Here is a 22857-nt window from a genome sequence, read left to right as displayed (position 1 = left end):
AGTCCATGTGCGTTTATTACTAATAGAAGATGACGGGGCGCTGGGGGAGGGCATCCACCAGGCCCTCAGTCGCGAAGGTTACACCGTCGACTGGTTGCAGGACGGCAGCAGTGCTTTGCATTCGCTGCTCAGCGAAACGTTTGATCTGGCGGTACTCGATCTGGGACTGCCTCGCATGGATGGGCTCGAAGTGCTCAGGCGCCTGCGTGATAGTGGCTCCACGCTGCCGGTGCTGATACTGACCGCACGTGATGCCACCGAAGACCGCATCGCGGGGCTGGATGCCGGCGCCGATGATTACCTGATCAAGCCTTTCGAGTTGGCGGAACTCAAAGCCCGTATCCGTGCACTGCTTCGGCGCAGTGCCGGTCGCGCGCAATCGTTGATCGAACACGCCGGTATCAGTTTGAACCCTGGCACCCAGCAAGTCAGCTACAAGGGCGATCCGGTCGCGCTGACCCCCAAGGAATATCAGTTGCTCCACGAATTGCTTTCGCCACCCGGACGCGTCATGACTCGCGATCATCTGATGCAACTGCTCTACGGCTGGAGCGAAGAGGCAGAAAGCAACACACTTGAGGTGCATATCCATCATCTGCGAAAGAAGTTCTCGGCTGACCTGATCCGCACCATCCGAGGGATCGGCTACCTGGTGGAGGAACGTCGATGACCTCAATCAGGCGTCGCACGCTGACGTTGATTATCGGCTTGATGCTCGCCGGTTTGACACTCATCAGCGTGCTAAACCTGCACGACAGCAACCATGAAATTGCTGAAGTCTACGACGCTCAACTGGCCCAGAATGCTCGATTGTTGCAAGGCGTCATGCGTATGCCCTTGGCCAGTAAGGAACACGCAGATCTGTATCAGGCCTTCAATCAGGCCCTGAGCGAGGCGGAGCCCAGGATCGACGGTCATCCCTATGAAACGAAGATCGCCTTTCAGGTCTGGAATCTCAGAGATCAAGTGCTGGTGCACACGGCGAGCGCGCCCTCCTTCAATGTGGTGCCGCGGACGCCGGGCTTCAGCGATGTCAGCGATCTGAACAACCGCCATTGGCGCGCTTTCCTGCTCGAAGATAAACAGAACAACCTGCGGATCTGGGTGGGCGAGCGAGATGACGTCCGGTCGGATTTGGTCGATCGAATCGTACGCCATACGTTGTGGCCCAATATTCTGGGGAGTTTGATCCTGGCCGCCATGATCTGGCTGGCCATCGGCTGGGGATTGAAACCGCTGGTCAACATGGCGGCGACACTCCGGGCGAGGCCGCCCGGCTCACTCGAACCTTTGCAATTAACGCCGCTGCCCACAGAACTGGAGCCGATGCAGGCAGCCCTTAACCGAATGCTCGCTCAGATTCAGGAAGTCATGGGGCGTGAGCGGCGCTTTATCGCGGACGCAGCCCACGAAATGCGTACACCCCTCGCTGTGCTCAGGGTGCATGCGCAAAATCTGATGGAAGCGGGCAGTGACAGCGAACGTTGTGCGTCGCTCGAACACTTGATTGCCGGTGTGGACCGTACCAGTCGACTGGTGAATCAATTGCTTACGATGGCTCGTATCGAACCTCAAGCAAGAGCGCAACCGCCTGTCCCCATTGACCTGGCAGCCACGGTTCGTGCCAGCCTGGTTCAGTTGACACCGTGGTTGTTGAGCAAGGATCTGGAATTGGTCTTCGACGCCACTGACGATATCGGCCTCGTGAGGGTCGACCCTACGGCCATCGATATTGCGTTGAACAACCTTGTCACTAATGCGGCGAATTTCTCTCCGCTCAATGGACTGATCACAGTGAGTCTGCACACGACGCAAAACGGCTATGAACTGTCCGTCCAGGACGAGGGGCCGGGTATCAATGAGCAGGACCGCGATCGGCTTTTCGAGCGTTTCTACAGCCGTGGAAATGACCAGGGGGCAGGATTGGGACTGACCATCGTGCAGGCCATTGCCGCTCGCCTGGGTGGGCAGGTCAAACTGGAAAATCGTAGTCCTTCAGGACTGCGCGCCACACTGGAAATTGCACGCACGTGATATTTTCGCCCCGGTTGGTTTGAATAGTTTTTAATTATCAAGGGCTTGTGTGATTTTCTTCATGCAAGCCCTTATTTGGTTTTGCTCACGGATGTTTGGCACTCCCCATGGGAACCGGCTTGCGACGATCTTCACCCGCGGGATTGCCGCTGTTTATCAGGCGTCTTTCCAGCAAAATGTTTTGCAGCGCCTGGCGATCCGTGGGGGCCAGTTGATGCTCCCGCTCCTTGAGCTCAAGCAAGATCGGGCTGGACCACTGGCGATAGGTGTGTTCGGCACTACGAATGGATGACATCGCTTCCTCCTGGATCGGGATCCCGCCCTAGTCGGCGTTTCAGTTCGATACGAAGGAGACCCTAGACGAGGAAGCCTGATGCCGCCAATGCAGCGTGTCGGACTTATCCTGAGGTTCATTCCATCAGTTTGCTGGCGTTTGGCGGCCAGTCGAAATGAATCGATCCAGCCGCCAAACCGATGAGTCAAACGAAAGGTTGCCCCGTGAAGCCGCGGGGCAGTCGTTGCTGGCCGGTCATGGCGGTCAGTCGTTCAGTCCAGGCCTGGCGCCAGTCGTTAACCACATGAATGGCTTTGGCCTTGCGCGCGGCGCGTCGTGCTGCATTGCGCTCGGTTTTGCGTGCGTCCTTGAACGCTTCGGTGTTGCGGCAGCTCCTGCATTTCACCCGATTGAGTTCTCGGGTGGAGGTGAGGTTGCTGCCTTTGTGACCGCAGGCCAGATGACCGCTGATTTTGAAGTGAGTAACCATCGAACGTCTCCTTGGCGACGTGTGATCGTTGGACCTCACGTAACCCTTGACGTTCGCTGCTGTCCCGCGGGCAAAAAAATCCCAGCGCGTGGCTGGGTGGGGAGTCGCACGAAATGTCAGGCATGCAGCCCCCCGATGACGAGGTTGTCGCCGATCACGTGTCCCGCGTCAGCCTGCGTAATGCATCAAGTTTCCGTCTCAAGTCATCTGAACCGTGGCAGCGGACGCTCAACAGGTTTGAGCGACGACAGGGTGTTACGGATCAGCGGCGTGTCCTTTTCGATGTCGTTCAAACGATCGCGGATTCTAAGGGCTGTCGGATGGCCGCCTTGATGGTCGACCCAATCGGCGATTTCCTTGCACGCAGCGGCCAAGCGAACCTGGCGGGTATCAAGCAGGGTGAGCAGGGTGGTGATGGACTCTTTTTCGGACACGGGAAACACCTCCGTTGAAGACACCTGGCAGGGCAGTAAAAAGCCCGCTGGGAGCGAGCTTTCTACCGATGGGGGCCGCTCCTTCAGCTCGCTTCAGTATAGACCCGTTAAAGGCCCGTCAAGGCTCATCAACCTTGCCGCGCCGTGACTTGTGATTTTGCGTTCAGCTGTCGACAGTAACGCCGCGCGTCCTCTTCAAGATCGTAGCCATCACCAATGAAACCGTTGGTGCGGGTGTCTTTGATGCGGTACCAGACAGCAGCGTCAGGCGGCTGATGATCGGTTTCTCCGGCCCGACGGCCATGAATGATGATCTTGTTGCAGCGCTTTACGACGAATATGTCTTCCATGGCTTCACCGCAGCTGATTCGTGTACAGATCAACTATAGAAGTCATTTGTCATCGTGCAAAAAATAGGCAGGTCAATTCGTCGGCTCAGAAGCCAATTGCTCCAACAACATCGCCAGCGCGACTTCTTCGGCGCGCAGGCCCTTGCGCGTTCTCGGTTTGGGTAATTGCGCCAACGCGCCGAGCAAAAAGCCGTCGAGCACACCGGGATGGATATAGCACTTGCGACAGACTGCCGGGGTGTTGCCCAGCTGTTTGGCGACGTTTTTTACCATCTCCACCATATGGCGCTTTGCTTCGGATTCCGGTTGCCACTGCAACTTGCGCAATACCGCCAGCGCCCGCACGCTGCCGGCCCAGGTGCGGTAGTCCTTGGCGGTAAAGTCGGCGCCGGTCAAGGTTTGCAGGTAGGCGTTGACGTCGGCCGAGGTGATCGTGTGACGCTCGCCGTTTTCATCCAGGTATTGAAAGAGGTTTTGCCCGGGAATCTCCTGACAACGCTTGATGATCCGCGCCAGGCGACGGTCCTTCACGGTGATTTGATGTTCCACGCCGCTTTTGCCGCGGAACTGGAACTGGATCGCACTGCCGTTGACCTCCACATGCCGGCTACGCAAAGTGGTCAGGCCATAGGAGCGGTTGTCCCGGGCGTATTGCGTGTTGCCAACGCGAATCAGCGTGGCATCGAGCAAGGTGATGACGGTGGCCATGACCTTGTCGCGGCTGAAACCTGGCGCAGCCAGCAACGCCTCCAGTTGCTTGCGCAGTTTCGGCAGGGCCTGGCCGAAGTCCCTCAGGCGCGAGTATTTGTCGGTGTCGCGCACTTCGCGCCAGCGCGGGTGATAGCGATATTGCTTGCGGCCGCGAGCGTCGCGGCCGGTGGCCTGCAAATGACCGCGCGGATCGGTACAGATCCACACGTCGGTGTAGGCCGGCGGTACGGCGAGGGCATTGATGCGCCGGACTTCCTCGGGGTCGGTAATGCGTTGACCCGCCGGATCGAAATAGCAGAATTTACCGCGCAGTTTTCTGCGGGTGATTCCGGGCAGGGCGTCATCGACGTAGTGCAGGTCGGAAGGCAGCGCATCGGGCATGGCGATTGTCCTTGGCAAGGGATCAGGGGCCGTTACAGCCATTGACCCCACGCCAACGCAGTGGTGCCGGCGAAGTTATGCCAGCACGGCCACAGCCTTGATCTGCGCCCACAGTTGCTGGCCCGGATGGACGTTCAACTGATCCCGCGAGTAGCGGGTGATACGCGCTAACAGGGGCGTGCCCTCAACGTCCAGCCGAATCAATACATGGGCGGCGTTGTCGGCATTCATTTCACTGACGATGGTCACCGGCAGGCGGTTGAGGATGCTGCTTTGCTCGGCACCGTGCAGGCTGAGGCTGACATCCCGCGCCTGTACCTTGCAGCGCAATGTCTGGCCCGGGGCCATGGGCGAGTGGGGCACGCGGATGGCCAGCGACGTGTCGGGCAGTTGCAGGGTCAACAGTTGGTATTCGCTGTCATAGCGGCTGACCCGACCTTCAATCACCACGCCAGCGTCACTGCCCATCGCGAGTGGCAGGTCCAGACGCGCCAGTGTCTGCCCGATAGGGCCGCTGGCCAGCGCCTGGCCTTCGCTGAGCAAGACAATGTGGTCGGCCAGTTGCGCCACTTCGTCCTGGGAGTGACTGACGTACAGCACCGGAATGTCCAGTTCATCGTGCAGCCGCTGCAGGTAAGGCAGGATTTCGCTTTTGCGCTTGGCATCCAGCGCCGCCAATGGCTCGTCCATCAGCAACAGTTTGGGGCTGGTGAGCAGCGCGCGGGCGATCCCCACCCGTTGCCGCTCGCCACCGGAAAGATGTTGCGGATGACGATCCAGCAGGTGGCCGATGCCCAGCAGTTCAGTGGCATCGGCCATGTGGACCCGGCGCTGTGGATTGGGGATGCGTTTGAGACCGAATTCCAGGTTGGCCAGCACCGACAAATGAGGGAACAGACTGGCTTCCTGAAACACGTAACCCAAGGCGCGTTTGTGCGGCGCGACAAAGATCTTCTGTTCACTGTCCTGCCAGACTTCGTCATTGACCTGTATTAATCCCTGATCGGCGCGTTCCAGGCCCGCGATGCAGCGCAGGCAAGTGGTCTTGCCCGAACCGGAGTGACCATAAAGCGCCGTGACGCCGCGGCCGGGTAGCTGCAAATCAACGTCAAGGGCGAATCCCGGATAACTCAGCTTCAAGCGTGTGTGAATCATTGATCAGCTCCAGCCCGCTTTGGTTTTACGGCTGGAGTACAACGCCAGCAAGATCGCAAAAGAGAACACCAGCATCGCCCCGGCCAGCCAATGGGCCTGGGCGTATTCCATGGCTTCGACGTGATCGTAGATCTGCACAGAGACCACCCGGGTCTTGTCAGGAATGTTGCCGCCGATCATCAGCACCACACCGAACTCACCGACGGTATGCGCGAAGCCAAGGATGGCGGCGGTGATGAAACCGGGGCGGGCCAGCGGCAGCGTCACGCTGAAAAACGTGTCCCAGGGATTGGCGCGCAAGGTCGCGGCCACTTCCAGTGGGCGGGTGCCAATGGCGGAGAAGGCGTTTTGCAACGGCTGGACCACGAACGGCATCGAGTACAGCACCGAGCCGATCACCAACCCCGCAAAACTGAACGTCAGGGTGCCGAGCCCCAATGATTGGGTGAACTGGCCGACAAACCCGTGAGGGCCGAGCGCCAGCAACAGATAAAAACCGATCACCGTGGGTGGCAGCACCAGAGGCAGGGCAACGATCGCCCCGACCGGGCCGCGCAACCAGGATTGGGTGCGCGACAGCCATAACGCCAACGGGGTGCCAATGATCAGCAGGATGACGGTCGTCAGCGACGCCAGTTTCAGGGTCAGCCAGATGGCGGAAAAATCGGCACTCGTCAGCGTCATTTAGAGTTGGTAACCGTAGGACTGGATGACAGCAGCGGCTTTTGGCCCCTTGAGGTAGTCAACCAGTGCCTTGGCGGCCGGGTTGTCCTTGCCCTTGTTGAGGATCACCGCGTCTTGTTTGATCGGGTCGTGGAGTTCGGCCGGAACGATCCATGCCGAACCGCTGGTGACTTTGCCGTCTTTGTAGATCTGCGACAAGGCAACAAAGCCCAGTTCCGCGTTGCCGGTAGATACGAACTGGAAGGCCTGGGTGATGTTCTGGCCTTCGACGATCTTGTCCTTGACCTTGTCGGTCAGGCCCTGCTTTGCCAGGGCCTGGGTTGCCGCGAGGCCATAAGGCGCGGTTTTCGGGTTGGCGATGGACAGGTGCTTGTACTCATTCATTTTCAGCACTTCGCCCTTGGCATCGACGTAGCCTTCTTTGGCCGACCACAGTGCCAGGGTGCCGATGGCATAGGTGAAGCGCGAGCCCTTGACCGTTTCGCCTTCTTTTTCGAGTTTTCCTGGGGTGGTGTCGTCCGCCGAGAGGAACACTTCGAAAGGCGCGCCGTTCTTGATCTGGGTGTAGAACTGACCGGTCGCGCCGAACGACGTCACCAGTTTGTGGCCGGTGTCTTTCTCGAAATTCGCAGCAATCGTCTGAATCGGCGCGGTGAAGTTGGCCGCGACCGCTACCTGGACTTCGTCAGCCTGGGCAGGGCCAAGCGCCAAAACACCCAGCACGGTTGCCAGGCAACCGGGGGCAAAACGTGAGTCACGAATGGTCATGAAACGGCTCCGTTAAAACATGTGTTGCAAGGGTGTGATTCGCTATATATCAGAATATATAGCGGAATGCCTGCAAACGGAACGTGCGGCAACGGGTTTGGCGAGAGAAGTTGTTCCCTCGCCATCAAGCTTAACGGCGGAGCAGTTTTGCCAAGCCTTCTTCGGCGAGGCGTCGGGTCAGTTCTGCGGTGGTCAATTCCACGCCCAAGGTGAACGCCTGGCCGGCCCAGAGGTTACTGAAATCCGCTTCGTCTTTGCCGCGCAGGGGCATGAGTGCGCCACCGGCCAGCGGGAAGGCCGGTGCCTTGGCGCTCATCGGGCCCAGCTCGCGCATCACCCGATTGAGAATGCCCCGCGCCGGGCGACCGGTGAAAACGTTGGTGACCGCCGTCTCGCTTTCCTTGGCAGTACGCAATGCCTTGTGATGCGAAGCGCTGACCTTGGCTTCCGGCGTGAACAGATACGCAGTGCCCACTTGCACCGCCGAAGCGCCCAGCATAAAAGCCGCTGCGACACCGCGCGCATCGGCAATCCCGCCAGCGGCGATCACCGGGATTTTCACCGCATCGACAACCTGTGGCACCAGGGCAAAAGTACCCACCTGGCTGCTCAGGTCATCACTGAGGAACATCCCGCGGTGTCCGCCCGCTTCATAACCCATGGCGATGATCGCGTCACAGCCATGCTGCTCCAGCCAGATGGCTTCTTCGACGGTGGTGGCTGATGACAGCACTTTGGCGCCGGTGGCTTTTACCCGATCAAGCAAGGGTTTTTCCGGCAGGCCAAAGTGGAAACTCACCACTTCCGGGCGAAATTCTTCGACGACTTCACAGCTTGCGTGATCGAACGGAGCGCGATTCGACACCGGTGTCGGCGCGTCGAAGTCGACGCCCAGTTCCCGATAATAGGGCTCCAGCAGATTTTTCCAGTCTTGCGCCCGCTGCTCGTCAACGGGCGGCGACTGATGGCAAAAGAAATTGACGTTGAGTGGCCGTTGGCTGTGTTGCCGAATGGTCTTCAATTCTTCGCGCAGTTGCTCGATGCTCAGCATGGCGGCTGGCATCGACCCCAGCCCGCCGGCGTTGCTGGCGGCGATGACCATCGACGAGTGGGTGGCGCCAGCCATGGGGCCTTGGATGATCGGCAATTCGATCCCGAGCAGGTCAAGAATACGGGTGTCTGGCCATTGGCTCATGTTGACTGTTCTCCGACATTGAAACCGGGCAGGGCGGTAGAAGCCGTTTTGTAGCAGTAATGACTGACCCAAGGCCAGCCATGTTTTCGTCCGGCTAACCCTGCCAGCGCCGATGCAATTGGTCACTGCCAGCGAAGGATCGGTTTATCACTCGGGAAGAGAATTGGCTTAAAGTCGAGTACTGTATTTTTTTGCGACGTGGTATTTAAATCCCACCACAACACGTGCTCTCACCAGGAGGCAGTCATGTTCCAAGGTATTTTGATCGATAAAGACGAAAGCGGTTACCGGGCCACGCTGCAACAGATCAGCGACGATCAACTGCCCGAGGGCGATGTAACGGTACGCGTGGCGTACAGCACGTTGAATTTCAAGGATGGCCTGGCGATTACCGGCAGCAGCCCGGTGGTGCGAAAATTCCCCATGGTGCCGGGGATTGATCTGGCGGGAACCGTCGAAGTCAGTGGGCATCCGGACTACAAGATTGGCGACAAAGTCCTGCTCAATGGCTGGGGTGTCGGTGAAGGGCATTGGGGCGGTCTGGCACAGAAAGCGCGTCTGAGCGGCGACTGGCTGATCCCGCTGCCTGCGGCATTCACTGCGGCTCAGGCCATGGCCATCGGCACGGCCGGTTACACGGCGATGCTGTCCATCCTCGCGCTGGAGCACAACGGTGTCACGCCCGAGCAAGGTGAGATTCTGGTCACTGGCGCCAACGGCGGCGTTGGCAGCTTTGCCATCGCGCTACTGAGCCGGCTGGGTTATCGGGTGGTCGCGTCTACCGGGCGCACGTCCGAGCACGAGTACCTTAAACAGTTGGGTGCCAGTGAAATCATTGACCGCGCAACGTTGTCGGAGCCGGGCAAGCCCCTGGCGAAGGAGCGGTGGGCAGCGGTCATCGATTCAGTCGGCAGCCACACCCTGGCCAACGCCTGCGCCAGCACCAAAGCCAATGGCACGGTGGCTGCGTGCGGGCTGGCACAAGGCATGGATTTTCCGGCGTCCGTTGCGCCATTCATTTTGCGCGGCGTGACCCTTGCGGGTATCAACAGCGTGACGCAACCCAAGGCCAAACGAGTGGAAGCCTGGCGCCGTCTGGCTCAGGATCTGGATTTCAGTCTGTTGCCGCTGATCAGCCACGAAATCGGTTTGAGCGAAGCGATCGACGCGGCGCCCCGTTTGCTCGCCGGACAGTTACGCGGACGGGTCGTCGTCGACGTGAATCGCTAAACACTCCGCAACCCGCGGCAGCTGCCCCCTGTAGGCGCTGCCGAAGGCTGCGATCTGTTGATTTTGTGATCCGCACAATTCACTGCAACTCACGCTCCAACAACTGCCGCTTGCGCTCCACCCCCCAACGATACCCCGAAAGATTCCCATCGCTACGCACCACGCGATGGCAAGGGATCGCCACGGCCAGGCTGTTAGCGCCACACGCTTGCGCCACCGCGCGAACCGCTTTAGGCGCACCGATCAGCTGAGCAATATCGGCGTAGCTGGCGGTGCTGCCGACGGGAATCTCTCGCAAGGCTTGCCAGACCCGCTCCTGGAACGCCGTGCCGCGTACGTCCAGCGGCAAATCCAGGCCCAAGGCAGGCGCTTCGATGAAGCCAACGACCTGGGCAATCAGGCGCTCAAAGTCCTGATCGGCGCCAATCAGATTGGCCCGGCGAAACTTGTCCTGCAGATCGCAGACCAGTTGATGGGGATCATCGCCCAGCAAAATCGCGCAGACCCCACGCTCGCTCTGCGCCACCAGAATTGCCCCAAGGGAACATTGGCCGACGGCAAAGCGAATGTCGTTGTTGTGGCCGGCTGCGCGGTACTCGGCAGGCCTCATACCCAGCAGATGATCCGCGCTTTCATAGAACCGACTGTTGGAATTGAAGCCCGCGTCGTACAGCGCTTCGGTCACTGAATGGCCGTCCGCGAGGCGCTCGCGCACCCGCCGGGAGCGATGGGCCGCTGCGTAGCCTTTCGGAGTCAGGCCGGTGATGGTTTTGAACACCCGATGGAAATGAAAGCTGCTGAGGCCGGCGGCGTCGGCCAGCTCACCAAGGGCCGGGAGCGTTTCGGCATTTTCGATTTGTCGGCACGCGGCGGCCACAATGGCGGCGTGCTGCGCGGCGAGGTCGCTTTGATCCTTGGCCGCGCGTTTGCTCGGCCGGTAACCCGCGGCTTGTGCAAGCTCAGCGCTATCAAAGAATTCGACATTCTGCGGTTTCGGCAGTCGTGCCAGGCTGCTGGGGTTGCAGTAGATTCCGGTGGTTTTCACGGCGTAGACAAACTGCCCGTCGGCTTGCGGGTCACGCGCTACCACGGCGGCCCAGCGAGGATCGTTTTCGATGGCGACTTTTGGCGATTGGGTTGTCATGGCGAAATGTCCCTTGACCGGTTTCCTGCAGATTAACCACGCGACAGTGTCGTCACACTCCGCTGCTTGCGGTCAAATTCCAGGGCTTCAGCCTGCGGTACGAAAGGTAAAGTTGATCCGTTGTTCACCCAGACGCGGGTGATGACCGTCCTTGATCGGCAATACGCCGTGATAGCGCAAGCGATCGACTCCGCCCCACACCACGATGTCGCCGTGCAGCAGGGGCACTTTTTGGGTCTTGTCGCTGCGTTCGAAACCGCCGAACAGGAACATGGCCGGCAAACCCAGCGATACCGAGACAATGGGTGCTGCGTAGGAGGTTTCGTTTTTGTCCTGATGCAAGGACATCTTTGCGCCGGGGACATAGCGATTGATCAGGCAGGAATCCGGGACGAACTCGGCAAAACCCGCTTCCCGGGCCGCTGCTTGCGCTAACTGCACAAACACCTCGGGCATGGCTGGCCAAGGCTGCCCGGTCTGCGGGTCGTTGCCGCTGTAGCGATAACCGCTGCGGTCAGTGGTCCAACCCAGTGTGCCGCAGCTGCTCAGGGCAACTGACATGGTGAAGCCGCCGGGCGTGACCATCTGCCGAAACGGTGCCGCCGCCAGTACCGTATTCAGTGCAGGCAGCAAGCGGTCGAGCCAGGGCAGGGCAAAGCCCCGCAGCACCCAGGATTGTTCGCCGATCTGCTCGTTGCGGGGCGCCTGCTGCGGCTGCGCGTCAGCGAACAAATCGAGAAGGGGCGGTTTCATGGTGTTCGAGTTACAGCGCTTTGCTGACGCTGATTTCGCTGATGACGTCGTCACTCTGGCCGTGAAGGGCGTCCAGCGCAGCCTTGGCTTCTGCTTCGGTGCCATTTTCCAGTTGGGCGAATTCGAAGCGACGTTCGCCGTTGAGTTTGTACTTGATGACGTATTTGGTCGTTTGAGCCACGGTCATACCTGTCTATAGGCTTAGTGAAACGTCACTCAGCTCAGTTTCGAGCTGGAGCGGCGGATGATCTTGATCGAATGGGTCAAAGTCGGTTTGCGGGTCACGCTGATCGCCCGACGGTTGACGGTGTCGATGGTGATGTTCCAGAAACCGGTGCTCGGCGCAGTGATGCGGGCCGGGAACGTATCGAACGCGCCGCCGTGGTAAGTGTGGCGGCCGCCATTTTTAAAACTGCGGAAGTTGGCGTCGTTCATCAAACGGATGTTGCACATCTGCGAGCATTGAATGACGACGATGTCGTCTTCGTTGAGGTGCTCGCGCTGGTGAATAAATTTCATGGGCGCCTCCAGAAGGGCTTTTACTACAAAATCAAAACCATACAGGTCAATGGGCGCAGTTTATCAGCCCTGGCGTCTGAAAATCCGGCCACCGGGCCGCGGTTTGACAATTAAAAACAGTTATTTCGCATCCCGTGAGAGATAAATGCACCAGGCCTCGGAGAAAAACCGCATCGCTGCTGTCGGACGATCTTTATCGGAGGTTTTGTATGAAGTGGGGTGCGTGGGTCCTGCCATTGGTCTTGGCATTGAATGGTTGTGCAAGCGTCGAGGACATTAACGAGTCGCTGCCCACCATGAGTGTGATTTCAGGCAAGAAACCCCACGAGTACGCGCAATGCCTGAGCGAAAAGCTCGCCAGCAGTCGAGGCGCCTTGCAAGTCGAGCCGCAGAAAGACGGTGTGCGGGTGATCGTTCCGCAAAAGCTTTCGTCCGGTCCGGCCGCCGTTTTTGATATCGAAGAACGGTCCGGTGGCAGCAGCATCAAGTTACATGAACGTATCTCCAATGTGCCGCTACGCCCCCGGGATGTGCGCAATGCTGCCACAGCCTGCATTTCTGGCTGATAAACTGTCGAGCATAAAGATCGATGCCGCCAAAGCGATGCTTTGGCGGCATTGTCATTTCTGGAGTCAGGCATGAAGCGAGAGCGGGTACGGGAGCGGCACGCAGAGGGGCATATCTCTGCCACCCATGTGATTCAGAATCCGGCTGATCCGGGGGAGTGGATCGTGTTTTTCAAAAAAAGCGCCGGTCGCAGTTTTTTTCTGGTCGATGACAACGACGAAGTCGAATCCTTCAGCAGTCTTGACGATCTGATCGAGACCGTGCGCGGCCTCGGGATCAAATTCGCCGAAATCCACATGTAAGGCGAGCAGGGTGCCTTACTTGCAGACCACCACGACGCTGCGGTTCTTGTAGTTGCCGACGTCGACGCCGAGGGTCTTGTCGCTTTCCGCAGGGGCCGGGCTGCCGTCGGTGCCGACGATGCGATAACCGGTGCCCGCGCAGGACGCATCCGCTTTTTCGTAGCAAGTCGCCCATGAGTTGGCTTCGCCGGAGCAATCAATGGCCAGGCCTTGCTCGCCGTTGTTCAGGTAAGTGGTTTCGGATGTTGCGCAGCCAGCGAGGGCCAGTACTGCAAGCAGCGGCAAAAATTTAGTCATGTCGTAGTCGTCATTAAAAGGGGTGGGCAAGTGCTGTGACAGCGCCATGCGCAAAAGGTTATAGCCATAGGCCACTTCCCGCGCAAAAGACAAAAAAAGCCCTGCGCAATGGCAGGGCTGTGGGCGTGTCAGGCCTCGATCAGTTCTTGTCCTTGCCGCGTCGCTTGGGTTCCGGATGCTCAAGCTGCAACACCGATGCCACTTCGACCGCCATGGCTTCGGTAGGGAAAGGCCCGGCAATATTCTCGCCGTTGGCGCTGTCTACCCACCATTGGCCGTCCTTCGCCTTGTTGATCAAGTACCCGTTGACGCTTTTTGCTGCCGACATCTATCTGCCTCGTTGGCTGGTTCAATCACGCCATAATAGCGCCAAACGCACCGGACGGGTGCCAATGGGTGTAGGGTGGGTCCGATTGCCGACAAATGATAACCGTGCAAGTTGGCCGGTCTCTGCTATCAATAAGGGGCGACGCAGCGATCTGCGCGGATCTGTGCGGAACTATCCGTGCGAATATTTCTCTATGTTGACATCGGTTAGCCAGCGCGGGGCATTGTAAGGTGCCCGCCGCCTGATTAGACTGCGCCGAAACTCGTACACACAGCCCTTTCAAGGACTTATATGATCAAGAAATGCTTGTTCCCAGCAGCCGGTTACGGTACTCGCTTCCTGCCAGCGACTAAAGCCATGCCCAAGGAAATGCTGCCGGTGGTAAACAAGCCACTGATCCAGTACGGCGTCGAAGAAGCACTGGATGCCGGGTTGACCGAAATCTCCATCGTCACCGGTCGTGGCAAGCGCGCTCTTGAAGACCACTTCGACATCAGCTACGAGCTGGAAAACCAGATCAAGGGCACCGACAAGGAAAAATACCTGGTCGGTATCCGCAAGTTGCTCGACAACTGCTCGTTCTCCTACACCCGCCAGACCGAAATGAAAGGCCTGGGCCACGCCATCCTGACCGGTCGCCCGCTGATCGGTGACGAACCTTTCGCCGTGGTATTGGCGGACGACTTGTGCGTCAACCTCGAGGGCGACGGCGTACTGACCCAGATGGTCAAACTGTACAAACAGTTCCGCTGCTCGATCGTGGCCATCCAGGAAGTCGATCCGCAAGAAACCAACAAGTACGGCGTAATCGCCGGCGAAATGATCCGCGACGACATCTACCGCGTCCACAGCATGGTTGAAAAGCCAAAACCTGAAGATGCGCCGTCGAACCTGGCCATCATCGGTCGCTACATCCTGACCCCGGACATCTTCGACCTGATCGAACAGACCGAACCAGGCAAGGGCGGCGAAATCCAGATCACCGACGCCCTGATGAAACAAGCCCAGAACGGCTGCGTAATGGCCTACAAGTTCAAGGGCAAGCGTTTCGACTGCGGCGGCGCCGAAGGCTACATCGACGCAACCAACTTCTGCTTCGAGAACTTCTACAAGACGGGTAAGGCTTACTGATAGCGCGTTAGTTGCTTGTATTGAAAAGCCACCTTCGGGTGGCTTTTTCATTTTCTGACTCCATATCGATTGCAACGCTTGCCCAACAGATGACTGCAGGTATGCTGTTGACCTGCCGAGGAGATTGAAAATGGCCTACGATTTTGACCTTTATGTGATTGGTGCCGGTTCCGGCGGTGTGCGGGCTGCTCGATTTTCGGCCGGTTTCGGCGCGAAGGTGGCGGTGGCCGAGAGTCGCTACCTGGGTGGTACTTGTGTGAACGTCGGCTGTGTGCCGAAAAAATTGCTGGTCTACGGCGCGCACTTTGCCGAAGATTTTGAACAGGCGTCCGGTTTCGGCTGGACTCTGGGCGAAGCGCAGTTCGATTGGCCGACGCTGATCGCCAACAAGGACCGCGAGATCAATCGCCTGAATGGGATCTACCGCAACCTGCTGGTCAACAGCGGCGTAACGCTGCATGAAGGGCACGCGAAGATCGTCGATCCGCATACTGTCGAGATCAATGGCGAGCGCCACACCGCTAAAAACATCCTGATCGCCACTGGCGGCTGGCCGCAGATTCCGGAGATTCCGGGGCATGAGCATGCGATCAGTTCCAACCAGGCCTTCTTCCTCAAAGAGTTGCCCAAGCGTGTGTTGGTGGTTGGCGGTGGTTACATCGCGGTCGAGTTCGCCGGGATCTTCCACGGCTTGGGTGCGCAGACTACGCTGTTGTATCGCGGTGAAATGTTCCTGCGTGGCTTCGATGGTTCGGTGCGCAAGCATTTGCAGGAAGAGCTGACCAAGCGCGGCATGGACCTGCAATTCAATGCCGACATCGAGCGCATCGACAAGCAGGCTGATGGCAGCTTGAAAGTCACGCTCAAGGACGGTCGTCAGCTGGAAGCTGATTGCGTGTTCTACGCCACTGGCCGCCGGCCAATGCTGGACAATCTCGGATTGGAAAATACTGCCGTCAAGCTCGACAAGAAAGGCTTCGTCGAGGTTGATGAGCAATATCAGACCGCCGAGCCGTCAATCCTCGCTCTTGGCGATGTGATCGGACGTGTGCAACTGACACCGGTAGCCCTGGCTGAAGGCATGGCCATTGCGCGACGCCTGTTCAAGCCAGAGCAATATCGCCCGGTGGACTACAAGATGATCCCGACGGCGGTGTTCAGCTTGCCGAACATTGGCACCGTCGGCTTGACCGAAGAAGAGGCGCGCGACGCGGGCTACGAGGTGCAGATCTTCGAGAGCCGCTTCCGACCGATGAAGCTGACCCTGACCGAATGCCAGGAGCGTACACTGATGAAAATGGTGGTAGATGCCAAGACCGACAAGGTGTTGGGCTGCCATATGGTCGGGCCGGATGCCGGTGAAATCATCCAGGGGCTGGCGATCGCCCTGAAGGCCGGCGCCACCAAACGCCACTTTGACGAAACCATCGGCGTGCACCCAACGGCCGCCGAAGAGTTCGTCACCATGCGTACGCCGGTCGCCCGTTAATTGTCCTTGGCGGCGTCTGCCGCTGCTGCAACGGCGGCGGCCAGACGCTGGCTTTCTTCCAGTTCTGCCTGGGTCTTGATCAGTTCAATCTCCAGTGTTTTGTTGATCTGCGACTGCTCATCAATATCCTGTTTTTGCGCCTGGCTTTCCAGTAGCGCCACGCGCAAGCGTTCCTGGAGGAGGGTGCGCTCGGCATCGACGCGGGTGGCTTGCTCCAGTAGCTGGTCCTGACGGTTATTGCTTTGCTTGAGTTGATCCTGCAACAGGCTCAGCTCACGCAATGTCCCACGGTTCTCCGTCAGCAAGCGCTCGTTGTCGCGGTGCAGCTGAGTGATTTCGTCCTGGCGCACCAGTGCACTTTGCTGGGCTTGGCGCAACTCCATCTGCAATTGCTGCACCTGAGTTTCATGGCGGCTGTGTTCCTGCTCGCGCTGTTCCTTGACGGCATTGCGGTAATGCTCCAGCGCGTCACGGGCATGCAGGTGTTTTTCTTCCAGCGAGCGGATCTGCTCATCCTTGTCTTGCAAGCGTAATTCGAAATCAGCCAGCGCCTGATTCAGCCCGGCATTGCGGGTTTGTTCAGTCTGCAGCGTGGCGAGGGTGTCTTGCAGGGCTTCGTGTTCCTGAGTCAACGCCAGGCTCTGGATTTCGTACTGCTCGTGGAGTTCGTTATTGGCTTCCTGTGCTTTTGCCAGCTGGGCCTCCAAGGTCTTGCGTTGCTCCTCGAACTGCTCGCGAGCCTGGTCGATGGGCGCTTGCGCCTGTTCTTTCAAGCGTTGGGCCAGTCGTGTCACCAGCGCCAAAAGCTCATCGTCGATGGGTTCAGCGGGTTCGGCTTCAACACGCTGAGCGCCGTCATCCAACTCTTTGAGATAGCGATGAATCGTGGTTTTTGAACCGGTGTTCCCCATTTCGATACGTACTGCATCGATGCTCGGGTTCTCACCGCGGGCAAGAATCGCCAAACGGGCCGCTTGCACGACTGCCTTATTTACACCGCCACGGGCCATGACTACTCCTACAATTTCGTAATGTGGTACGTACTACCAGAATACACATTGTACCATTCAATCTTGAAAGTTAAATACAAGGCGTTTTTAACACGGGATATACTGGTATTACCCCGTGTGATAAGCCATCGACCGGTAATATGCCCGCTGAAACGGTACGTTTTTTGAGATCTGCGCCATGACCGAGCTGGACCGCTACCTGCACGCTGCAACCCGCGATAACACCCGTCGCAGTTATCGGGCGGCCATCGAGCACTTCGAAGTCAGTTGGGGCGGGTTTCTGCCGGCTACCGGCGACAGCGTCGCGCGCTATCTGGTTGCCCATGCCGGTGTGTTGTCGATCAACACACTCAAGTTGCGCTTATCGGCGCTGGCGCAATGGCACAGCAGCCAGGGTTTCGCCGACCCAACCAAGGCACCCGTGGTGCGCAAGGTGTTCAAAGGCATTCGCGCACTGCACCCGGCACAAGAAAAACAGGCGCAACCGCTGCAGCTTCAGCATCTGGAACAAGTGATTGGCTGGCTCGAGCAGGAGGCGGTCGTTGCCAGAACGGCCGGTGATCGCCCCGGTTTGCTGCGTGCGAAGCGCGACAGTGCGCTGATCCTGTTGGGTTTCTGGCGCGGTTTTCGTAGCGACGAGTTGTGCCGCGTACAGATCGAGCATGTGCAAGCCACTGCCGGTTCGGGGATCACCTTGTTCCTGCCGCGCAGCAAGAGTGATCGCGAAAATCTCGGCAAGACTTACCAGACACCCGCCCTGCAACGCTTGTGTCCGGTGCAGGCCTACATCGACTGGATCACCGAAGCTGCGCTGGTACGCGGGCCGGTGTTTCGCGGCATCGACCGCTGGGGGCATTTGAGTGAGGAGGGGTTGCACGCCAACAGTGTGATTCCGTTATTGCGACAAGCGCTGGAACGCGCAGGGATTGCCGCCGAGCTCTACACCAGTCACTCGTTGCGTCGCGGCTTTGCTTCCTGGGCCCATCAGGCCGGGTGGGACTTGAAGTCGTTGATGAGCTACGTCGGCTGGAAGGACATGAAGTCGGCCATGCGCTACATCGAGGCCAGTCCGTTCCTGGGCATGACTCGCTTGCCCGAAAAGCCGTTGGCTACTTAAATTCAGATTTCTTCTATTAATACTGTGGGCTAATAGCTAAAACCCATCAGCAGCATCAAGTTTGCCAATGAGCCTTCTATCGATCGAGTGGGTAAAGTTCTCTCCATCAACTTCTTAACCCCTGACGGAGAGTCAACGATGCCTATCATCAACAGCCAAGTAAAACCGTTCAAAGCTGACGCATTCAAAAACGGCGACTTCGTAAAAGTCTCGGACGCTGACCTGAAAGGCAAGTGGTCTGTCGTTTTCTTCTACCCAGCAGACTTCACTTTCGTATGCCCAACCGAGCTGGAAGACCTGGCTGACAACTACGACGCATTCCAGAAACTGGGCGTCGAGATCTACAGCGTTTCCACCGACACTCACTTCGCTCACGCTGCCTGGCACAACACTTCGCCAGCCATCGGTAAAATCCAGTACACCATGATCGGCGACCCGACCCACGCCATCTCCCGCAACTTCGACGTGCTGATCGAAGAAGCAGGCCTGGCTGACCGTGGCACCTTCGTGATCAACCCTGAAGGCCAGATCAAAATCGTTGAACTGAACGATGGCGGTGTAGGCCGTGACGCATCCGAGCTGCTGCGCAAGATCAAGGCTGCTCAATACGTTGCTGCCCACCCAGGCCAGGTTTGCCCAGCCAAGTGGAAAGAAGGCGAGGCCACTCTGGCTCCGTCCCTGGACCTGGTCGGCAAGATCTAAGTCTGTGACGCGCTTCATCAGGGCGGACATCCGCACCTTCTAAGCAAGCTGCACCGCCCAATAAAAACGCCCGGGCGAGATTCGCTCGGGCGTTTTTTTATGTCTGTGAATACAAAGGAAATCGCCCGTATGTTGGACGCCAATCTTAAAGCCCAGTTGAAATCGTACCTGGAACGGGTCACCCAGCCGATCGAGATCATTGCATCCCTCGACGACGGTGCGAAATCCCAGGAAATGCTTGAGCTGTTGAAAGACGTTGCCAGTCTTTCCAGCCAGATTACTTTGCTCGACAACGGTGACGATGCACGCAAGCCATCGTTCTCGATCAATCGCCCGGGTGCCGATATCAGCCTGCGTTTCGCCGGCATCCCGATGGGCCACGAATTCACGTCCCTGGTGCTGGCCTTGTTGCAAGTCGGCGGCCACCCTTCGAAGGCCAGTGTCGAAGTCATTGAGCAAATCCGTTCGATCAAGGGTGAGTTCAACTTCGAGACTTACTTCTCGCTGTCTTGCCAGAACTGCCCGGACGTTGTCCAGGCGCTGAACCTGATGGCCGTGTTGAACCCGAACATCCGCCACGTTGCCATTGACGGCGCGCTGTTCCAGGCTGAAGTCGATGAGCGCCAGATCATGGCGGTGCCGAGCATCTACCTCAATGGCGTGAACTTCGGTCAGGGCCGCATGGGCCTGGAAGAAATCCTCGCCAAGATCGACACCAGCGGTATCGAACGCCAAGCCGAGAAAATCAGCGCCAAGGAAGCCTTTGACGTACTGGTTGTCGGCGGTGGCCCGGCCGGTGCTTCGGCGGCGATCTACGCAGCCCGAAAAGGCATCCGTACCGGTGTGGCGGCTGAGCGTTTCGGTGGGCAGGTGCTGGATACCATGGCCATCGAGAACTTCATCTCCGTGCAGGAAACCGAAGGGCCGAAACTGGCCAGTGCCCTCGAAGAGCACGTTAAGCAATACGACGTCGACATCATGAACCTGCAACGCGCAAGCGCGTTGATCCCGGCGAAAAATCCCGGCGAGTTGCATGAAGTTCGCTTCGAAAGCGGTGCCACACTGAAAACCAAGGCACTGATCCTGGCTACCGGCGCACGCTGGCGCGAAATGGGCGTGCCGGGTGAGCAGGAATACAAAGCCAAAGGCGTTTGTTTCTGCCCGCATTGCGATGGCCCGTTATTCAAAGGCAAGCGCGTAGCGGTGATCGGCGGCGGTAACTCCGGTGTTGAAGCGGCGATCGATCTGGCGGGCATTGTCAGCCACGTCACGCTGCTGGAGTTCGACAGCAAGCTACGCGCCGATGCGGTGTTGCAACGCAAGTTGCACAGCCTGCCCAACGTCGACGTCATCACCAGTGCACTGACCAGTGAAGTGAAAGGTGATGGCCAGAAGGTCAACGGTCTGGTGTACAAGGATCGCGACTCGGGTGAGTTCAACACGATCAACCTTGAAGGCATCTTCGTGCAGATCGGTTTGCTGCCGAACACTGACTGGCTCAAAGGCACCGTAGAGCTGTCACCTCGCGGCGAAATTATCGTAGATGCACGTGGCGAGACTTCGCTACCGGGTGTGTTTGCCGCCGGTGACGTAACGACGGTGCCGTACAAGCAGATCGTGATCGCGGTAGGCGAGGGCGCCAAGGCTTCCCTCAGCGCGTTCGACCACTTGATCCGGACTTCCGCCCCGGCGTAAATCCGGACGCTGAAAAAAACAAAACCCCATGAGTGATCATGGGGTTTTTTGTGTCCGCGATCATTGTTGGGGCCGGCTTGCCGGCGATGGCGATTTCAAGGACGCCATCGCTGGCAAGCCAGCTCCCACAAGACGGTATTTTGCATCACAGCGGCGCAGGCTGAATAATTTCTACCCAGTAGGCATCCGGGTCCTTGATAAATGCCAGGCTCTTCATGCGGCCGTCAGTCAGGCGCTTCTGGAAGTCGCAGCCCAGTGCTTCGAATCGCTCACACGCGGCAACGATGTCCGGAACGGAGATGCAGATATGGCCAAAACCACGCGGATCGGTGTTGCCATTGTGATAGGCGAAGTCCGCGTCGTTTTCGGTGCCGTGGTTGTGGGTCAGCTCAAGAATGCCCGGGATCGATTTCATCCACTCGGTACGTGCTGCGGCATCGGCCGGGATCTGGCTTTTATCGACCAGCGCCAGGAAGTACAGGCTGAACTCGGCTTCCGGGAAGTCGCGTTTTTCAACCAGCGAGAAACCCAGGATGCGCGTGTAGAAATCCAGGGACTTGGTGATGTCCTTCACCCGCAGCATGGTGTGGTTGAAGACGAAGTTCTGGGTGGCAGTGTCAGGTTGGGCGGTAACGCCTGGGAAAGTGTTCAATTCGTGCAGGCTCATGGGCCCTCCGGAAAATAAGTGGGGCTAACGAATGGCGACAATGATACGCAAGGGATCTGACATCACCAAACTGAAAGCGTCGGCTATTGCCTGACGGGCGGGGTAGGCTCAGACTTTACGGCTTATTTTGTGAGTGTTCATTGCAATGATTCGATTCTGTAAATCGGCGTTCGTGTTGATGTGTCTGCTTTCAGGAATCACCATCGCTCATGCAGACGAGCCGACGGTAACGTGGCCAAGTGGCTGGGAAATCGAAGTCGTCCCGCACGATGAGTCCAGGCCAGCAGTGTCCCGCCAGCGTGCGGTAAAAAACGATCAGGACGGTACGCCGGTGATGGTGATGGAGTTGACCATGAGCCAGGTGGAGAGCGGTCATCAGGTGAACCTGCAGGGCGTGCTGCTGGAAATGCGCAAGTCGGTGCAGAAGGACTTTTTTCAAGGCGGTTATCAAAGTGTTTGCACGAAGATTCACCCGACGACCTTGAGCCGTTTAACGGCGCTGGAAACTACCTGCACGATCACCCAAAACGGAAGGCATGTGCTTTCTCAAACATTGGTCGCGGCAGTCGATGCTGATAAAGCCTATGTTTTTTCCTGTGCGGGGCAGGCTGAGGTTTATAAGGCAAGTCAGGACGAAATAGAGGCTGCCCGTAACAGTCTGAAACTTTAGTGAACGATTTCAGGAGCCATCGCTCTCGGTGCTTTTTGTCATTTTTAGATACCCAAAGGGACTAAGCATAAAGTTAGTCAGCAAGTAGTGAGTCGATCGGCGCCGATCGTTGCATTTAGAGGGTATCCATGAAAAAGCCCTGCATGGCAGGGCTTTTTTCGTTGCCGCGAGTGCTTAGCCGCGCAGCCAGGAATCAACGGTGGAAGCACCGTATTGTTCCTTCCAGGCTTTCAGGCCGCGATGATTGCCACCCTTGGTTTCAATCAGTTCGCCGGTGTGCGGGTTCTGATAAACCTTGACCACGCGAGCGCGGCGGGTTTTAGGTGCAGCGGCCTGTTGCAAGCCGGATTTAGCCGGGTTCGGATCGAGAATGGCGATGATGTCGCGCAGGCTCTTGCCGTAGGTTTTCATCAGCCCCTGGAGCTTTTCTTCGAATTCGATTTCTTTCTTGAGCCCGGCATCGTTCTTCAGGGATTCAAGCTGCTTGAGCTGTTCTTGAAGGGCCTTTTCAGCTGCACGAAATTCAGCGAGTCTGGACAATATCTTTACTCCAATAGTGTGTTTGGCTGATACCAACCGCAAACAAAGCTATAAGCCAAGAGCCTTGAAGCGACTCGGTGATAAGTGGCTCACCTGCCAAATTACCGCAGGCATGAAAAATTGTAGTAGTTAATTGATCAAGAGTAAATCATGTCTTTTTCTTCATGTAACAAGAGTAGTGTTTTGATTCAAATTGGTGCGCCCTTTAGCCGTCTCGTCG

The 22857-nt window shown here is 57.9% G+C and carries 29 protein-coding genes; 11 read left to right on the top strand and 18 right to left on the bottom strand.

Going from position 1 to position 22857, the window contains the following annotated elements:
• The first annotated feature begins 7 nt into the window (after positions 1–7).
• Positions 8–670: a response regulator gene (locus BVK86_RS01400; RefSeq protein ID WP_075944706.1), complete on the top strand. Its 663-nt coding sequence runs from the start codon at positions 8–10 to the stop codon at positions 668–670.
• Positions 667–2034, top strand: a complete 1368-nt coding sequence (locus BVK86_RS01395) for a sensor histidine kinase (RefSeq protein ID WP_075944705.1) — start codon at positions 667–669, stop codon at positions 2032–2034. Before BVK86_RS01400 ends, BVK86_RS01395 begins: the two co-directional genes overlap by 4 nt.
• A gap of 85 nt (positions 2035–2119) precedes the next feature.
• Here BVK86_RS01395 and BVK86_RS01390 read toward each other — a convergent pair whose 3' ends face one another.
• The 9 genes from BVK86_RS01390 to BVK86_RS01350 all read right to left on the bottom strand — a co-directional run bounded on the left by BVK86_RS01390 (position 2120) and on the right by BVK86_RS01350 (position 8476).
• Positions 2120–2329 (bottom strand): hypothetical protein, encoded by a 210-nt coding sequence (locus BVK86_RS01390; RefSeq protein WP_075944704.1) that lies wholly within the window; start codon positions 2327–2329, stop codon positions 2120–2122.
• 184 nt (positions 2330–2513) lie between these two features.
• Entirely contained in the window at positions 2514–2798 is a 285-nt protein-coding gene (locus BVK86_RS01385; protein WP_075944703.1) for a hypothetical protein, read from the bottom strand.
• 203 nt (positions 2799–3001) lie between these two features.
• On the bottom strand, positions 3002–3232 hold the full coding sequence (locus BVK86_RS01380; protein WP_075944702.1) for a hypothetical protein: 231 nt from the start codon (positions 3230–3232) through the stop codon (positions 3002–3004).
• A 128-nt stretch (positions 3233–3360) separates the two neighbouring features.
• The gene (locus BVK86_RS01375; RefSeq protein WP_075944701.1) at positions 3361–3582 is read right to left on the bottom strand and encodes a hypothetical protein; all 222 of its coding nucleotides are present in this window, start codon (positions 3580–3582) and stop codon (positions 3361–3363) included.
• A 72-nt stretch (positions 3583–3654) separates the two neighbouring features.
• Complete coding sequence (locus BVK86_RS01370) at positions 3655–4674, bottom strand: DNA topoisomerase IB (RefSeq protein ID WP_408002955.1); 1020 nt, start codon at positions 4672–4674, stop codon at positions 3655–3657.
• Between the two features lie 75 nt (positions 4675–4749).
• A complete protein-coding gene (gene modC / locus BVK86_RS01365) occupies positions 4750–5829 on the bottom strand; it encodes a molybdenum ABC transporter ATP-binding protein (protein ID WP_075944700.1) in 1080 nt (359 codons plus the stop codon).
• Positions 5830–5832: 3 nt separating this feature from the next.
• A complete protein-coding gene (modB, locus tag BVK86_RS01360) occupies positions 5833–6513 on the bottom strand; it encodes a molybdate ABC transporter permease subunit (protein ID WP_075944699.1) in 681 nt (226 codons plus the stop codon).
• A complete protein-coding gene (gene modA / locus BVK86_RS01355; protein ID WP_075944698.1) occupies positions 6514–7281 on the bottom strand; it encodes a molybdate ABC transporter substrate-binding protein in 768 nt (255 codons plus the stop codon).
• 130 nt (positions 7282–7411) lie between these two features.
• Positions 7412–8476 carry an NAD(P)H-dependent flavin oxidoreductase gene (locus tag BVK86_RS01350; protein ID WP_075944697.1) on the bottom strand — a complete coding sequence of 355 codons (1065 nt, stop codon included), beginning with the start codon at positions 8474–8476 and terminating at the stop codon, positions 7412–7414.
• Positions 8477–8722: 246 nt separating this feature from the next.
• Between BVK86_RS01350 and acuI the strand changes: the two genes are divergently transcribed.
• Entirely contained in the window at positions 8723–9706 is a 984-nt protein-coding gene (gene acuI, locus BVK86_RS01345) for an acrylyl-CoA reductase (NADPH) (protein ID WP_075944696.1), read from the top strand.
• 79 nt (positions 9707–9785) lie between these two features.
• On the opposite strand, the gene ada is transcribed toward acuI, so the two are convergent.
• The 4 genes from ada to BVK86_RS01330 all read right to left on the bottom strand — a co-directional run bounded on the left by ada (position 9786) and on the right by BVK86_RS01330 (position 12122).
• Positions 9786–10850 (bottom strand): bifunctional DNA-binding transcriptional regulator/O6-methylguanine-DNA methyltransferase Ada, encoded by a 1065-nt coding sequence (gene ada, locus BVK86_RS01340; RefSeq protein ID WP_075944695.1) that lies wholly within the window; start codon positions 10848–10850, stop codon positions 9786–9788.
• Positions 10851–10937: 87 nt separating this feature from the next.
• Complete coding sequence (gene alkB / locus BVK86_RS01335) at positions 10938–11603, bottom strand: DNA oxidative demethylase AlkB (protein WP_075944694.1); 666 nt, start codon at positions 11601–11603, stop codon at positions 10938–10940.
• 10 nt (positions 11604–11613) lie between these two features.
• Positions 11614–11784, bottom strand: a complete 171-nt coding sequence (locus tag BVK86_RS29730) for a hypothetical protein (protein ID WP_092267348.1) — start codon at positions 11782–11784, stop codon at positions 11614–11616.
• Positions 11785–11819: 35 nt separating this feature from the next.
• Positions 11820–12122: a DUF1883 domain-containing protein gene (locus BVK86_RS01330; protein ID WP_057400164.1), complete on the bottom strand. Its 303-nt coding sequence runs from the start codon at positions 12120–12122 to the stop codon at positions 11820–11822.
• A 209-nt stretch (positions 12123–12331) separates the two neighbouring features.
• Between BVK86_RS01330 and BVK86_RS01325 the strand changes: the two genes are divergently transcribed.
• On the top strand, positions 12332–12688 hold the full coding sequence (locus BVK86_RS01325; RefSeq protein ID WP_075944693.1) for a hypothetical protein: 357 nt from the start codon (positions 12332–12334) through the stop codon (positions 12686–12688).
• 72 nt (positions 12689–12760) lie between these two features.
• Positions 12761–12991, top strand: a complete 231-nt coding sequence (locus BVK86_RS01320) for a hypothetical protein (protein ID WP_075944692.1) — start codon at positions 12761–12763, stop codon at positions 12989–12991.
• A 15-nt stretch (positions 12992–13006) separates the two neighbouring features.
• Here BVK86_RS01320 and BVK86_RS01315 read toward each other — a convergent pair whose 3' ends face one another.
• Both BVK86_RS01315 and BVK86_RS01310 read right to left on the bottom strand, forming a co-directional pair.
• Positions 13007–13288, bottom strand: coding sequence for a hypothetical protein (locus BVK86_RS01315; RefSeq protein WP_075944948.1), 282 nt, complete (start codon positions 13286–13288; stop codon positions 13007–13009).
• A gap of 139 nt (positions 13289–13427) precedes the next feature.
• Positions 13428–13616, bottom strand: coding sequence for a hypothetical protein (locus tag BVK86_RS01310; RefSeq protein WP_075944691.1), 189 nt, complete (start codon positions 13614–13616; stop codon positions 13428–13430).
• 291 nt (positions 13617–13907) lie between these two features.
• Here BVK86_RS01310 and galU point away from each other — a divergent pair, with 291 nt between their 5' ends.
• Together galU and gorA are read left to right on the top strand one after the other, a co-directional pair.
• Positions 13908–14747, top strand: coding sequence for a UTP--glucose-1-phosphate uridylyltransferase GalU (gene galU, locus BVK86_RS01305; RefSeq protein WP_008065368.1), 840 nt, complete (start codon positions 13908–13910; stop codon positions 14745–14747).
• A 130-nt stretch (positions 14748–14877) separates the two neighbouring features.
• Complete coding sequence (gorA, locus tag BVK86_RS01300) at positions 14878–16236, top strand: glutathione-disulfide reductase (RefSeq protein WP_075944690.1); 1359 nt, start codon at positions 14878–14880, stop codon at positions 16234–16236.
• Here the strand turns inward: gorA and BVK86_RS01295 are convergent.
• Positions 16233–17246: a DNA-binding protein gene (locus BVK86_RS01295; protein ID WP_075944689.1), complete on the bottom strand. Its 1014-nt coding sequence runs from the start codon at positions 17244–17246 to the stop codon at positions 16233–16235. The two genes, gorA and BVK86_RS01295, sit on opposite strands and share 4 nt — an antisense overlap.
• 178 nt (positions 17247–17424) lie before the next feature.
• Here BVK86_RS01295 and BVK86_RS01290 point away from each other — a divergent pair, with 178 nt between their 5' ends.
• The 3 genes from BVK86_RS01290 to ahpF all read left to right on the top strand — a co-directional run bounded on the left by BVK86_RS01290 (position 17425) and on the right by ahpF (position 20760).
• Positions 17425–18363: a site-specific integrase gene (locus BVK86_RS01290; RefSeq protein WP_075944688.1), complete on the top strand. Its 939-nt coding sequence runs from the start codon at positions 17425–17427 to the stop codon at positions 18361–18363.
• A 138-nt stretch (positions 18364–18501) separates the two neighbouring features.
• A complete protein-coding gene (ahpC, locus tag BVK86_RS01285) occupies positions 18502–19065 on the top strand; it encodes an alkyl hydroperoxide reductase subunit C (protein ID WP_007975937.1) in 564 nt (187 codons plus the stop codon).
• 129 nt (positions 19066–19194) lie between these two features.
• Positions 19195–20760 (top strand): alkyl hydroperoxide reductase subunit F, encoded by a 1566-nt coding sequence (gene ahpF, locus BVK86_RS01280; protein ID WP_075944687.1) that lies wholly within the window; start codon positions 19195–19197, stop codon positions 20758–20760.
• A gap of 145 nt (positions 20761–20905) precedes the next feature.
• Here ahpF and gloA read toward each other — a convergent pair whose 3' ends face one another.
• Positions 20906–21427, bottom strand: a complete 522-nt coding sequence (gene gloA, locus BVK86_RS01275; protein ID WP_075944686.1) for a lactoylglutathione lyase — start codon at positions 21425–21427, stop codon at positions 20906–20908.
• A gap of 145 nt (positions 21428–21572) precedes the next feature.
• On the opposite strand from gloA, the gene BVK86_RS01270 reads away from it, so the two are divergent.
• A complete protein-coding gene (locus BVK86_RS01270) occupies positions 21573–22097 on the top strand; it encodes a DUF4946 domain-containing protein (protein ID WP_075944685.1) in 525 nt (174 codons plus the stop codon).
• Positions 22098–22271: 174 nt separating this feature from the next.
• Here BVK86_RS01270 and BVK86_RS01265 read toward each other — a convergent pair whose 3' ends face one another.
• Positions 22272–22637, bottom strand: coding sequence for a histone-like nucleoid-structuring protein, MvaT/MvaU family (locus BVK86_RS01265; RefSeq protein WP_008031084.1), 366 nt, complete (start codon positions 22635–22637; stop codon positions 22272–22274).
• Positions 22638–22857: the final 220 nt, after the last annotated feature.

The organism is Pseudomonas reinekei (assembly GCF_001945365.1).
Taxonomy (GTDB): domain Bacteria; phylum Pseudomonadota; class Gammaproteobacteria; order Pseudomonadales; family Pseudomonadaceae; genus Aquipseudomonas; species Aquipseudomonas reinekei.
Note: the sequence above shows the minus strand (reverse complement) of the source record. Positions and strands in the feature narration are given on the sequence as shown.

What these genes read in the sequence shown, in the direction of transcription:
- BVK86_RS01395 (WP_075944705.1), top strand. Translation starts at nt 667, where the DNA reads ATGACCTCAATCAGGCGTCGCACGCTGACGTTGATTATCGGCTTGATG.
- BVK86_RS01390 (WP_075944704.1), bottom strand. Translation starts at nt 2,329, where the DNA reads ATGTCATCCATTCGTAGTGCCGAACACACCTATCGCCAGTGGTCCAGC.
- BVK86_RS01385 (WP_075944703.1), bottom strand. Translation starts at nt 2,798, where the DNA reads ATGGTTACTCACTTCAAAATCAGCGGTCATCTGGCCTGCGGTCACAAA.
- BVK86_RS01375 (WP_075944701.1), bottom strand. Translation starts at nt 3,582, where the DNA reads ATGGAAGACATATTCGTCGTAAAGCGCTGCAACAAGATCATCATTCAT.
- BVK86_RS01370 (WP_408002955.1), bottom strand. Translation starts at nt 4,674, where the DNA reads ATGCCCGATGCGCTGCCTTCCGACCTGCACTACGTCGATGACGCCCTG.
- modC (WP_075944700.1), bottom strand. Translation starts at nt 5,829, where the DNA reads ATGATTCACACACGCTTGAAGCTGAGTTATCCGGGATTCGCCCTTGAC.
- modB (WP_075944699.1), bottom strand. Translation starts at nt 6,513, where the DNA reads ATGACGCTGACGAGTGCCGATTTTTCCGCCATCTGGCTGACCCTGAAA.
- modA (WP_075944698.1), bottom strand. Translation starts at nt 7,281, where the DNA reads ATGACCATTCGTGACTCACGTTTTGCCCCCGGTTGCCTGGCAACCGTG.
- BVK86_RS01350 (WP_075944697.1), bottom strand. Translation starts at nt 8,476, where the DNA reads ATGAGCCAATGGCCAGACACCCGTATTCTTGACCTGCTCGGGATCGAA.
- acuI (WP_075944696.1), top strand. Translation starts at nt 8,723, where the DNA reads ATGTTCCAAGGTATTTTGATCGATAAAGACGAAAGCGGTTACCGGGCC.
- ada (WP_075944695.1), bottom strand. Translation starts at nt 10,850, where the DNA reads ATGACAACCCAATCGCCAAAAGTCGCCATCGAAAACGATCCTCGCTGG.
- alkB (WP_075944694.1), bottom strand. Translation starts at nt 11,603, where the DNA reads ATGAAACCGCCCCTTCTCGATTTGTTCGCTGACGCGCAGCCGCAGCAG.
- BVK86_RS01330 (WP_057400164.1), bottom strand. Translation starts at nt 12,122, where the DNA reads ATGAAATTTATTCACCAGCGCGAGCACCTCAACGAAGACGACATCGTC.
- BVK86_RS01325 (WP_075944693.1), top strand. Translation starts at nt 12,332, where the DNA reads ATGAAGTGGGGTGCGTGGGTCCTGCCATTGGTCTTGGCATTGAATGGT.
- BVK86_RS01320 (WP_075944692.1), top strand. Translation starts at nt 12,761, where the DNA reads ATGAAGCGAGAGCGGGTACGGGAGCGGCACGCAGAGGGGCATATCTCT.
- BVK86_RS01315 (WP_075944948.1), bottom strand. Translation starts at nt 13,288, where the DNA reads ATGACTAAATTTTTGCCGCTGCTTGCAGTACTGGCCCTCGCTGGCTGC.
- BVK86_RS01310 (WP_075944691.1), bottom strand. Translation starts at nt 13,616, where the DNA reads ATGTCGGCAGCAAAAAGCGTCAACGGGTACTTGATCAACAAGGCGAAG.
- galU (WP_008065368.1), top strand. Translation starts at nt 13,908, where the DNA reads ATGATCAAGAAATGCTTGTTCCCAGCAGCCGGTTACGGTACTCGCTTC.
- gorA (WP_075944690.1), top strand. Translation starts at nt 14,878, where the DNA reads ATGGCCTACGATTTTGACCTTTATGTGATTGGTGCCGGTTCCGGCGGT.
- BVK86_RS01295 (WP_075944689.1), bottom strand. Translation starts at nt 17,246, where the DNA reads ATGGCCCGTGGCGGTGTAAATAAGGCAGTCGTGCAAGCGGCCCGTTTG.
- BVK86_RS01290 (WP_075944688.1), top strand. Translation starts at nt 17,425, where the DNA reads ATGACCGAGCTGGACCGCTACCTGCACGCTGCAACCCGCGATAACACC.
- ahpC (WP_007975937.1), top strand. Translation starts at nt 18,502, where the DNA reads ATGCCTATCATCAACAGCCAAGTAAAACCGTTCAAAGCTGACGCATTC.
- ahpF (WP_075944687.1), top strand. Translation starts at nt 19,195, where the DNA reads ATGTTGGACGCCAATCTTAAAGCCCAGTTGAAATCGTACCTGGAACGG.
- gloA (WP_075944686.1), bottom strand. Translation starts at nt 21,427, where the DNA reads ATGAGCCTGCACGAATTGAACACTTTCCCAGGCGTTACCGCCCAACCT.
- BVK86_RS01270 (WP_075944685.1), top strand. Translation starts at nt 21,573, where the DNA reads ATGATTCGATTCTGTAAATCGGCGTTCGTGTTGATGTGTCTGCTTTCA.